The organism is Bacillus sp. 522_BSPC (genome assembly GCF_001076885.1).
Lineage (GTDB): Bacteria > Bacillota > Bacilli > Bacillales > Cytobacillaceae > Niallia > Niallia hominis.
The window spans coordinates 1-10,274 of the sequence record NZ_JVDT01000088.1 but is presented as its reverse complement, the minus strand read 5'-3'; the positions used below and the strand labels follow the sequence as shown (position 1 = coordinate 10,274).

Sequence of the window (10,274 nt, the reverse complement as noted above, 5' to 3'; positions counted from 1 at the left end):
AGCTGGATTAATTAAAAAGCGGAGGCGCCTTGCTTATCAGCGTTCAAACTGGAGGGCTTCGACTGAGATAAAGGAAACACGACGAACGCTAGTGAGTCGATGTTGACTTATCGTAGGGAGGAGACTGAAGTTTGCTAGCTGATAGGCGCCAGAGCTGGATTGATCATAAAGCGGAATGGGACTGGGTAAAAAAGAGAGAAATAGGAGATGGCAACAAATTCTTGATTATAAATAGAGGATAAGGAAAGGGATATTTTCACTAAAATTCCCTTCCTTATCCTCTTTTTGATTTTATCGAAATGCCTGCATGATTTTCTCGTTTCTTTCCACAACTCGATTATAATAGGATTCAAATAGCGGTAGTTCCTCTTCCTGTAATTGATCTGCAAATAAAAACTCGGCATGATCTTTTAAAGCGAGTAGCAATTTAGTCATCACTTGATCGACTGTTAAAGACACTCCTAACAATTCTGCTAAAGATGCCATTACTTCAGGATTTATTTCTGGATATTCAAACTTTGTCGTTTCTCCTTGTAGACCAGAAGAATAGAATTGTTTGATGATGTCCGCTCTTTCCTGCCCACTTCCATTTACGCAAAGATAAATTTGAACAGCTACTCCGCTTCTTAAGCGTCTCTGTGAAATTCCCGCAAACTTTTTGCCATCTATGCTTAAATCATAGCTTCCTGGACAATAGGAACCCACAATTTCCTTTGCTTCCATGCATTTGCCATAATCCTGAAACATATATTGAATCAATTCGAACATCGTTTCATAGCCACTGTTAATATCAATTCGTTTCTCCTGCTCTGGAAGAATAAGAGATATGTTTAGCACGTCTTTATCTAAAACAACAGCTAAACCACCTGAATTACGAACAATATATTGGTAGCCCTGTTCTTTTAAAAAAGCTAACGCATCTTTTAAATGAGGTAGCCTCGTATCCTGTATCCCTAATACAATCGTCCGATCATGTACCCAAGTTCTTGCAGTAGCAGGTACTATCCCGCTTCCAACAGAAGAACATAAAGTATCATCCATTCCAAATGAATGCAGTGCTGATACATGTAAACCTGTTGTGGACTGATCGATGATTCTCCATTTATCCTGTTTTAACAAACTAGTATTGCCGACCATCACTTAGCTCCTTTTTGTTTAAACAACCATCTATTCTCTTTTTTAAAGATATAGTCTTATTATTCATTCACAATGATTTATTATAACGAAATTAGAGCTATTTCAAAAGATATCTTCTCGTTTTTGTTGGTAATTTTCATACTATTTTTTTAAAAGAAGGCTCTGTTATTATTTATTTTCTTGTAATATGAAAAAAATAGGCGGAGAATTTCCGGCTAATGTATATAGAGCGAGCATAATCAGCAGATATAAGCGGAGATATTCCGAATAACTGCTCTAAATAAGACAAAATTCAAAGATTTGGATACGATAAACGAAAAAATGTCCCTTATTTTTAAGGAAGTATGGATATTTCCCCATTTAAACGGAATTTTTCCGTTTATTTTCAAAAAAACAGTATAAACAAATTCAGTTATAAATAAACCTAGAAGAAAAATCTTCACTCCAATAGTAAAAAAATTGATAGACTTTCATTTAGTTTGGCCCAGGGGTTACCCAAACTTTGTATATAAAAACATTGTCTAATACCTTTTTTTCGGTATGTACAACAAAATGAGGAACGGATCCTAAGAAAAAAGAAAGAGCATAAGCTATTTTATAATCAAGAGTTATATATCCATCAATAGTTCTTCCATAAATCTCATTAGCTATTGAATCTGCCCACACTTCTGATTCCCATAATGTTTCAAAAACAACGTCTTCCCTTTTCCATCTTATTTCCATAAATCTTATAACTCCCTTCCTTGATTTCCTTATGATTCTCTATTTATGGGTAATGTTTATTTTAAATAATATCAGCTTTTTAAAGCATAGTTGCTACTCTTTATTAATTATTCCTTTTTAAAATTTTATAATGATCCTTCTGCATAAGTGGGATAAGGGGAGGGATAAATAGCGAAACTCAAAAAAGACGCCTCCCTAACTTTAAGGAGACGCCCTTCTTAAAAAATTACTTCGTTAAGCTTTGACCTGCTGTAATTAGAGCTAATTTATAAACATCTTCTTCGTTACATCCACGAGAAAGGTCGTTTACAGGAGCATTTAGTCCTTGAAGAATTGGTCCAACTGCTTCAAAGTTACCTAGTCTCTGTGCAATTTTATAGCCAATATTTCCAGCTTCTAAGCTTGGGAATACAAATACATTTGCATCCCCTTGTATTGGAGAATCTGGAGCTTTTTGTTTTGCTACAGACGGAACAAATGCAGCATCAAATTGGAATTCACCATCAATAACTAATAATGGATCTCTTAATTTAGCCTCCGCTAAAGCACCTTCTACTTTTTCTGTTTCTGGTGATTTTGCAGATCCTTTTGTAGAGAAGCTTAACATCGCAACACGTGGATCAATGTCAAACATTCTTGCTGTCTTTGCACTTTCCACAGCAATTTCCGCAAGGTCTTGGCTATCTGGAGTAATATTGATTGCACAATCAGCAAATACGTATTTCTCGTCTTCGCGAACCATGATGAATACACCAGAAGTCTTTTTCACGCCTTGTTTTGTTTTAATGATTTGTAAAGCTGGACGAACAGTATCAGCTGTTGAATGAATCGCGCCACTTACTAAACCATCTGCTTGGTTAGCATATACAAGCATTGTTCCAAAATAGTTTTCATCTAATAGGATTTTACGAGCATCTTCTTCTGTTACTTTTCCTTTACGTCTTTCTACAAAAGAAGCAACAAGTGCATCGAACTGAGCATATTTCTTTGGATCATAAATTTCAGCGTTTTCTAAAGAAACACCTAGATTGTTTGCTTTAGCTTGAACTTCTTCTATGTCACCAATTAAAACAGGAATTAAAATTTTATCTTCTGCTAAACGACCAGCAGCTTTTAAAATTCTTTCATCTAATGCTTCTGGGAAAACAATCTTCACGTTTTGACCAGTTACTTTTTCTTTTAAACTTGTAAATAAATCACTCATTAAATTTCTTCCTCCTTTTTATGTACACTTATTAGGATACTCTACCATGGTAAAAATTCAAGGAATATTCCTTACTTTTTTCTAATTTTATCCCCCAAAAACACGATTAGTTCACGTTCCTCATACATATGAGATAAAAGTAAATATGGATGAAATGCTCCCTTTATACAATCTGATATTTCCCTATAATTATCTTCCTTATACTTTATTGTGCTATTTCAAACTTCTTTTTATATCAGTCACAATTTGTTCACAATTTACTCAAGGTTTATTCCGTTTGTATCTGGAGAAACTATGATATAGTTAAAATCATATAAACGTTATTAAATAAGGAGTGAACATATAAATGAGTGAAGCGGCAAAAACATTAGATGGCTGGTATTGTCTTCATGACTTCCGAACTGTAGATTGGACAACCTGGAAAATGTTACCTGATGAAGAGAGACAAGCAGCAATCAACGAATTTCAAGGACTCTTGGAAAAATGGAACGTTGTTCAGGAAAATACTAGCGGCAGCCATGCCCTATATACAATCGTTGGACAAAAAGCAGACTTTATGATGATGATTCTGCGCCCAACTATGGAAGAATTACAGCAACTAGAAACAGAATTCAACAAAACAAAGCTAGCTGAATTTACAATTCCAGCTCATTCCTATGTGTCTGTTGTAGAATTAAGCAATTATCTACCATCGGATTCTGATAAAGACCCGTATGAAAATCCATATGTGAAAGCAAGATTATACCCTATCCTTCCGACATCCAATTATGTATGCTTCTATCCAATGGATAAGCGTCGTCAAGGGGAAGACAACTGGTATATGCTTCCGATGGAAAATCGTAAAGACTTAATGCGTAGCCATGGGATGATTGGTAGACAATATGCTGGGAAAGTAAAACAGATTATTACGGGATCTGTTGGCTTTGATGATTATGAGTGGGGAGTAACATTATTTTCTGATGATGTTCTTCAATTCAAAAAACTAGTATATGAAATGCGTTTTGATGAAGTGAGCGCTCGCTATGGTGAATTCGGCTCTTTCTTTGTAGGAACCATTCTTAAACAAGAGGCAATAACAGACTATCTACATGTAAATGAATAAATGGGAGTAGTTCTCTAAAAGAATTTAACTTTGTATAGTTTTTAATCTATGACGGAGCAAAACTTTTAGAGAACGCTCCTTTTTTAACGCATATAGCTTTCTTAAACCTACATTCTATATATCATATACCTTAAGCAATTGTTAAAATTCATATTGCTTGAAGCCTCTTAAAGGCAATATACGTTCCTCACCTAGTCCTTCTTAATAACCTCTTCTATTTAAATTGCAACTCCTTGTCATAACTTATTCTGTTTCCTCATAGGATGAAATAGTGAGCGATGACCTATGAATGAATTAACATTCACCGTCTACTTCTAATTTCTACATTTTATGGTCAACTTCGATGCTTGGAAGTATGTTGTGAAGATTGGATAAAAGACAATGGAGGGATGAAAATGAGTCAATCTAATTATGGAAACTATGGTTATCCGCAGGGCTACGGGAATTTCCCCGGACAAATTCCTACCTACGGGAATCAGCAAATGTATCAGCCACAAGCACCGATTCAGCAAGGAGTACCTACACCTACTCCTGCACCTACACCAAGTGCAACACCTACTACCTTGCCAGGACAGCTGCCAATTGAAGCGTCTTATATTGAGAATATTTTACGCCTTAACAAAGGGAAGATAGCAACTGTATATACAACATTTGAAAACAACAGAGAATGGAATGCAAAAATCTTTAAAGGCATTATTGAAGCTGCAGGGCGAGATCATCTTATCTTAAGCGATCCACAAACAGGAACTCGCTATTTAATTCCAATGCTATATGTGGATTACGTTACATTTGACGAAGAAATTGAGTATGAATATCCGTATGGCGTTGCAGCACCAAATCTAACTACATATCCGCCTAGATAAGTCAAAAGCGCCTATGTTATTAAAATATTATTAGTGCATCACTTATATAGTGGTGTACTTTTTTGTTTTACAATACTTTCAGCTTATAAAAAAGGGAATGGAAAAAATCCCTTTTTTTACGTTATACAAGCTATTTAGATATTTTATGCTTCACCAAAAAATAAGCAGTTATCCATGCAGTAATAGGAATAACAAGTGTAACACCAGTTCCTGCACTCAGAATTGTAATCATTTCTGCACTGAATATTTTTGAATTGATGATTTCTCCTATTGAATAGGATAAGTCCTTAAACCAAATTAGCAGGGCAATATATCCGCCAAAGAAAGCGAAAAATAATGTATTTGTACTTGTTCCTAGAATATCTTTGCCAATACTTAATCCAGCCCTGTATAATTCCCCTCTACTAATATGAGGATTGTGAAAATGAATTTCACGCATTGGCGATGAGATGGCCATGGCTGTGTCTGTAATGGCACCAATTGTACTCATGATAATTACAGAAGTGCCAATTTTAATAAAATCTACACTGATAGTAAAGGAAAACATACTAAGTTCCTCTAATTCTTCGACCCCAAATCCCTGAATCATTGCTTTATTCGATAGGTAGAGAATAAACACGAGCAGAAGAGTAATCGTAATCATGGTGGATAAGAATGCCGTCTTTGTTTTGATATTCACTCCATTAATATAAAATAGGTTGATACAGCTAATTACTATACTTGCAAATAGGGTTAGGATAATCGGATTTATGCTTGGGTTAGTCATGAAAATCGTAATAATAATAACCACACTAAAGTTAAAAAATAGTGCAAAAAACGAATTTACTCCCTTTGTTCCACCTATAATGCTCATTAAGATAAATAAAATAATACCTAGCACCACTAATACATTCATTCGCTTGCTCGCTTTCTGTTAACGAAAAAAATAGTTATATATAAACCTATCGGAATCGTTAACACAATTCCTATACCGCCAGCTAGTGCTCGAGCCAATTCTAATGATAGATTCATCGAGAGTGTAAAACCTAATGGCGACGCATTTTTAAAATAAAGGATAAGCATTGGTATTGTTCCACTAATATAGGCAAAGAGCAAAATATTCGTCATGGTTCCCATTATATCCTTTCCAATCTCTCTTCCTGATGTTATTAGCGCTTTAACTGATATATTGTTATTCTTTTCATATAATCCAAATATGGAAGAAGACATCGTAATAGCTACGTCCATCACAGCACCGAGCGACCCAAGAAATAATCCCGCTAGAAAAACCAATTTATAAGGACGAGTAATAAATTGTAGCTCCTCATAGCGAAGACCTTTTTCTGAAGTTACCCATAAAACGAAGTAAGTAATGGCTAAAGAAAGAAAAGTACCTAATAAGGTTGCTATAATCGCTGCATATGTTTTTTCATTTCGCCCACTTACGAGTATAAGAGAAATAATCGTAAATATAATAACACTGATACTACAAATTATAAGGAGACTTTTCTCTGAAGTGTTTACATAAACATCCAATGCAATCGATAATATAATGGCATTAATGACTAAACTAAACAGAGAAAACAGTCCTTGCCTTTTACCTACAAATAATAAGGAAAAAATAAAAACCCACGTAATCATCAACAAATATTTATCCCGTTTTATATCGTCAACACTTCCTTTGAGGTATCCATTCTCTCCTACCTCGGAATCGATATGAACGAATAACTCGCTTCCAATATGATATTCATCATTATTAGCCTTGGAGGAAGTAAATTCATTCGTTAGGTATATTTGCTTCCCTTTTTCCTCTCCGTTTTTTACTTCTCCAATAATCTGCTGTGTAAATAATTTATCTTTATTATTTACATGATCCTTTATTTCAGCTTGGTTTAGTAGTTCCGTTTTTACTACTTCCACTATAGGCCTTTCATAAAAAGAGTAGTTATTATGAACAAAAATAATCGAGCCTATAAAGGTAAGTAAAACGATACTAATAAAGCCTTTCATTTTTTTGCTTATTTCCGTAAATTTTTTAATCATTTGTTTCAAGAGCATCCTCTCTACTAAAAATTTTATCCTTCAATCAAGAAAAAAAGGATAGGTAAGAACATTTTATCTTCTGCTCACCTATCCTTTTTTATTTATCTTCTTACATCCACTTCCATACAGCGATAATAACTAATAGCCACGCGGTCAAAAATGCTACGCCACCTATTGGTGTAATAGCTCCTAGTACTTTGATCTGGGTAACTGCCAATATGTATAGGCTTCCTGCAAATAGAATAATGCCAATAAACATTAGCCACCCTGCCCAGTTTAACAAGCTGCTTGCTGGAAACTTCCCTAAGAGCAAGCCAATTAGTATTAAGCCTGTACTATGGAACATTTGATATGTTACTCCCGTTTTCCATGTTTCCAAATATTTATCTGGAATTTTACCTTCTAGACCATGGGCACCAAAGGCTCCTAAACCAACGGACAATAATGCATTGATGGCTCCAATAATGATAAAAGTTTTCATTTTTATCTCCTTTTTTCTTGCAGATTATTGGTATCATGAAATTCCTTCATTTACAAAACTATCCGATCTAAAAATCAAATAAAGAATCGCCATTTCCTTCAGCCATCTTTATTTTATTTGTTTGTGTCTGTATCGGTTGTTGTTTTGGAATGGTTAATGGTGCTTGCATAGCTTGGAAGGATGGCTTTTGCACAGGGTGCTGGTAGGTTATGCTTTCTTTCCCCTCTTGTTCAAGTACTAATTCGCATAAGGATTTAATAGCGTAAACTCTTTCCCTTATTCTTGCATCCGAATCGCTTGTCTTTGCTTCTAGTAACTGATCCTCTATTTTAGCTAACAATTGCTGTACAGATATATTCATTTCATCCCTCCTTTTGCCTGGAAACGAAGGCACTCTTGTCCAGATGCTCTCTTTACTTCAACGGAAGGCATCGTTCTTCCTTTAAATTGAAACGCCTTACATCCTTTAGGAAACTGACTATCCCATGTTACATAGTAGAACTTACATTTATAACAATTTACCTTATTCTTTTCCATTCCATACCCTTTCTTAATCCATTAAAGAAAAACACAAGCAGAGGCTGGGGCATAAGTATCCCAGCTTTAAAATAAACCAGAAAACGAAGTAGCCAACAAAAATCCGCGTACTTTCTTTGTTTGGGCTTTTTTAGCGTTTTTTGAATTTGCTAGTGCTATAATCCACAGCCTATATATTTCCTTTATTATATTATTCTTTTACTAAAAAATCATCTATGCACCAATTAATAGGAGTCTTCCCTCTATTTTCAAGCATTCTATTAATGGTAGAAAACGGCCTGCTTCCTAAAAACCCTCGATGGGCTGAAAGGGGACTTGGATGTGTTGATAAGATAATGCCATGCTTTTCTTGGTTGATGAGAGCAAGTTTTTTTTGAGCTGGATTACCCCATAACACGAAAATGACTGGCTCCTCTCTCTCATTCAACATGTGTATCACTTGATCTGTAAATTCTTCCCACCCTTTTCCACGATGAGAATTAGCTTGACCTGCGCGAACCGTTAAAACCGTATTTAGCAATAGTACCCCTTGCTCGGCCCAGCTTTTTAAATAGCCATGATTTGGAATCGGACAGCCCAAATCATGATATAGCTCCTTATAAATATTTTTTAAGGATGGCGGTATTTTCACTTCTGGCTTAACAGAAAAGCTTAATCCATGTGCCTGATTTGGACCGTGATAAGGATCCTGTCCTAAAATGACTACTTTCACCTTTTCATAAGTTGTGTATGATAAACTATTAAAGATGTCTTCCTTTTTTGGATAAATAGTGAATTCACTATATTCCTTTTCTAAGAATGCTTCTAATTGGATAAAGTAATCCTTTTGGCGCTCCTTTTCTAATAGCTGTTCCCAGGATGTAGCCATCCCGTCTCCCTCCTTTATTCCCCTTCAAAGCTTACTTGAACAGAATAATCTAGTCTTCCATAGAATTCCTTCAATATTTTTTCAGCATTTTCCTCCGCTTTCACTAAAATACCTTGGTCTATTGCTTCTTCCTTCATGACTTCCTTTGCTTCATCCATTAAACTATAGGCTTCTTCCCATTCCACATCTCCTCTAAAAATTCCAGAAACAGAATAAGTCTCTACTTCATCAAAATTAATAGCAGGATCTTGAAGAAAAGCTGCTTTAGGTAATAAAATGGTGATCGATTTTTCTTCTTCGTTGATTTTAAGTTGGTCTTCCGTTAATTTTGATAAATCGACTCCTGCTGTAAGTGTTCCCGGTACAACTAACAATATCTTTCTTTTTGTTCCAGGAATATTTGTCTCAATCTCTTTTCCAAAAATCTCATTATCTTCTTTTTCTAAGATCGTTTTTACAAAGGCTTGAGAAGTGGCTAATGTCGATAAATCTTTCATCTGTTCTAAATACGCTCCTGTTTTTACAACAGGCTCTTTCGGAAAAGCAATTTTCCACAATCCAACTATCCCAACTATTAAAAGTATGATTAAAATACTTAAAAAAAGCATGATTTTTTTATTTAGCCTTCTCTTTACTTTATATAAACCAAATGAGGGAAAACGAATCCCCCTTCTGTTATTTATCTCCATTGTTGCACTTGCTTGCTCCTTGTTCCCTGCTCGTAGTTCTCGATTAATTTGTTCCTTTTCTCTCTTGCTTACCATTCGACCCCTCCTGTTTCTATTAATCTCTTCTTTTATTATATAAGGAATTTTGTCGATTGTGGGGATATTTATCTATGTACAATTTCCCAAATGTCGAAAGATGAAAATATTACCAATAGATTAGGTGTTTCATCTTGTTTATAGAAGGCTATATAAAATACATAGATAAATTCCACTATTATAATAGGAGGTTATCATTATGTATAAAGTTGAAGTAGTAGAAAATGGTGTACAAGCAAGTAATATTATTAATTCGTTAGAAAACCAAGGCTATAAAAAGGAAAATATTTATATTTTTGCACATGATAAAGACCGATCAGAAGATTTATCAAATGCGACAGAAACAGGAAATGTATCCATGAAGGAACAAGGATTACTTGATTCTATCAGCAATGTTTTCCGAAAAAGAGGAGACGAATTGCGTTCTAAAATGCAATCAGTCGGCTTAACTGAAGCAGAAGCATCTAAATACGAGGAAGTTTTGGATACAGGTAAGTTAGTTATTGTTGGTTCGCTCGAACAATAAGAAAAAGAGGCTGGGACAAATCTAAATAACTAATCTTTAAAGACGAA

The 10,274-nt window shown here is 34.9% G+C and carries 13 protein-coding genes; 3 read left to right on the top strand and 10 right to left on the bottom strand.

Annotated elements, in window-relative coordinates; all coding sequences use genetic code 11:
- Positions 1-291: 291 nt before the first annotated feature.
- The 3 genes from ADJ83_RS07035 to pta all read right to left on the bottom strand — a co-directional run bounded on the left by ADJ83_RS07035 (position 292) and on the right by pta (position 3,064).
- Positions 292-1,137: a lipoate--protein ligase family protein gene (locus ADJ83_RS07035; RefSeq protein WP_031540340.1), complete on the bottom strand. Its 846-nt coding sequence runs from the start codon at positions 1,135-1,137 to the stop codon at positions 292-294.
- Positions 1,138-1,611: 474 nt separating this feature from the next.
- Positions 1,612-1,854 carry a hypothetical protein gene (locus ADJ83_RS07030; protein ID WP_031540341.1) on the bottom strand — a complete coding sequence of 81 codons (243 nt, stop codon included), beginning with the start codon at positions 1,852-1,854 and terminating at the stop codon, positions 1,612-1,614.
- Between the two features lie 232 nt (positions 1,855-2,086).
- Positions 2,087-3,064 (bottom strand): phosphate acetyltransferase, encoded by a 978-nt coding sequence (pta, locus tag ADJ83_RS07025; RefSeq protein WP_031540156.1) that lies wholly within the window; start codon positions 3,062-3,064, stop codon positions 2,087-2,089.
- Between the two features lie 346 nt (positions 3,065-3,410).
- Here pta and hemQ point away from each other — a divergent pair, with 346 nt between their 5' ends.
- Both hemQ and gerQ read left to right on the top strand, forming a co-directional pair.
- On the top strand, positions 3,411-4,166 hold the full coding sequence (hemQ, locus tag ADJ83_RS07020; protein WP_031540155.1) for a hydrogen peroxide-dependent heme synthase: 756 nt from the start codon (positions 3,411-3,413) through the stop codon (positions 4,164-4,166).
- 395 nt (positions 4,167-4,561) lie between these two features.
- Positions 4,562-5,029, top strand: coding sequence for a spore coat protein GerQ (gene gerQ, locus ADJ83_RS07015; protein WP_031540153.1), 468 nt, complete (start codon positions 4,562-4,564; stop codon positions 5,027-5,029).
- 130 nt (positions 5,030-5,159) lie between these two features.
- On the opposite strand, the gene ADJ83_RS07010 is transcribed toward gerQ, so the two are convergent.
- The 7 genes from ADJ83_RS07010 to ADJ83_RS06980 form a co-directional block, all read right to left on the bottom strand.
- Entirely contained in the window at positions 5,160-5,924 is a 765-nt protein-coding gene (locus ADJ83_RS07010) for a YibE/F family protein (RefSeq protein ID WP_031540152.1), read from the bottom strand.
- Positions 5,921-7,060: a YibE/F family protein gene (locus tag ADJ83_RS07005; RefSeq protein WP_414630336.1), complete on the bottom strand. Its 1,140-nt coding sequence runs from the start codon at positions 7,058-7,060 to the stop codon at positions 5,921-5,923. Before ADJ83_RS07005 ends, ADJ83_RS07010 begins: the two co-directional genes overlap by 4 nt.
- 100 nt (positions 7,061-7,160) lie before the next feature.
- Positions 7,161-7,532, bottom strand: coding sequence for a DUF423 domain-containing protein (locus tag ADJ83_RS07000; RefSeq protein ID WP_048717306.1), 372 nt, complete (start codon positions 7,530-7,532; stop codon positions 7,161-7,163).
- Between the two features lie 67 nt (positions 7,533-7,599).
- Positions 7,600-7,893, bottom strand: a complete 294-nt coding sequence (locus ADJ83_RS06995; protein WP_031540149.1) for a YwdI family protein — start codon at positions 7,891-7,893, stop codon at positions 7,600-7,602.
- Positions 7,890-8,069, bottom strand: coding sequence for a hypothetical protein (locus ADJ83_RS06990; protein WP_031540148.1), 180 nt, complete (start codon positions 8,067-8,069; stop codon positions 7,890-7,892). The genes ADJ83_RS06995 and ADJ83_RS06990 overlap by 4 nt, the downstream gene beginning before the upstream one ends.
- Before the next feature lie 190 nt (positions 8,070-8,259).
- Positions 8,260-8,937 carry a uracil-DNA glycosylase gene (locus ADJ83_RS06985; protein ID WP_048717304.1) on the bottom strand — a complete coding sequence of 226 codons (678 nt, stop codon included), beginning with the start codon at positions 8,935-8,937 and terminating at the stop codon, positions 8,260-8,262.
- A 14-nt stretch (positions 8,938-8,951) separates the two neighbouring features.
- Complete coding sequence (locus ADJ83_RS06980) at positions 8,952-9,701, bottom strand: DUF4230 domain-containing protein (protein ID WP_048717302.1); 750 nt, start codon at positions 9,699-9,701, stop codon at positions 8,952-8,954.
- A gap of 199 nt (positions 9,702-9,900) precedes the next feature.
- Here ADJ83_RS06980 and ADJ83_RS06975 point away from each other — a divergent pair, with 199 nt between their 5' ends.
- Positions 9,901-10,227: a general stress protein gene (locus tag ADJ83_RS06975; protein WP_031540142.1), complete on the top strand. Its 327-nt coding sequence runs from the start codon at positions 9,901-9,903 to the stop codon at positions 10,225-10,227.
- The last annotated feature ends 47 nt before the right edge of the window (positions 10,228-10,274 follow it).

Bases quoted from the DNA above. Each gene is read 5' to 3' on its own strand.
- ADJ83_RS07035 (WP_031540340.1), bottom strand. From the start codon at position 1,137: ATGGTCGGCAATACTAGTTTGTTAAAACAGGATAAATGGAGAATCATC.
- pta (WP_031540156.1), bottom strand. From the start codon at position 3,064: ATGAGTGATTTATTTACAAGTTTAAAAGAAAAAGTAACTGGTCAAAAC.
- hemQ (WP_031540155.1), top strand. From the start codon at position 3,411: ATGAGTGAAGCGGCAAAAACATTAGATGGCTGGTATTGTCTTCATGAC.
- gerQ (WP_031540153.1), top strand. From the start codon at position 4,562: ATGAGTCAATCTAATTATGGAAACTATGGTTATCCGCAGGGCTACGGG.
- ADJ83_RS07010 (WP_031540152.1), bottom strand. From the start codon at position 5,924: ATGAATGTATTAGTGGTGCTAGGTATTATTTTATTTATCTTAATGAGC.
- ADJ83_RS07000 (WP_048717306.1), bottom strand. From the start codon at position 7,532: ATGAAAACTTTTATCATTATTGGAGCCATCAATGCATTATTGTCCGTT.
- ADJ83_RS06995 (WP_031540149.1), bottom strand. From the start codon at position 7,893: ATGAATATATCTGTACAGCAATTGTTAGCTAAAATAGAGGATCAGTTA.
- ADJ83_RS06990 (WP_031540148.1), bottom strand. From the start codon at position 8,069: ATGGAAAAGAATAAGGTAAATTGTTATAAATGTAAGTTCTACTATGTA.
- ADJ83_RS06985 (WP_048717304.1), bottom strand. From the start codon at position 8,937: ATGGCTACATCCTGGGAACAGCTATTAGAAAAGGAGCGCCAAAAGGAT.
- ADJ83_RS06980 (WP_048717302.1), bottom strand. From the start codon at position 9,701: ATGGTAAGCAAGAGAGAAAAGGAACAAATTAATCGAGAACTACGAGCA.
- ADJ83_RS06975 (WP_031540142.1), top strand. From the start codon at position 9,901: ATGTATAAAGTTGAAGTAGTAGAAAATGGTGTACAAGCAAGTAATATT.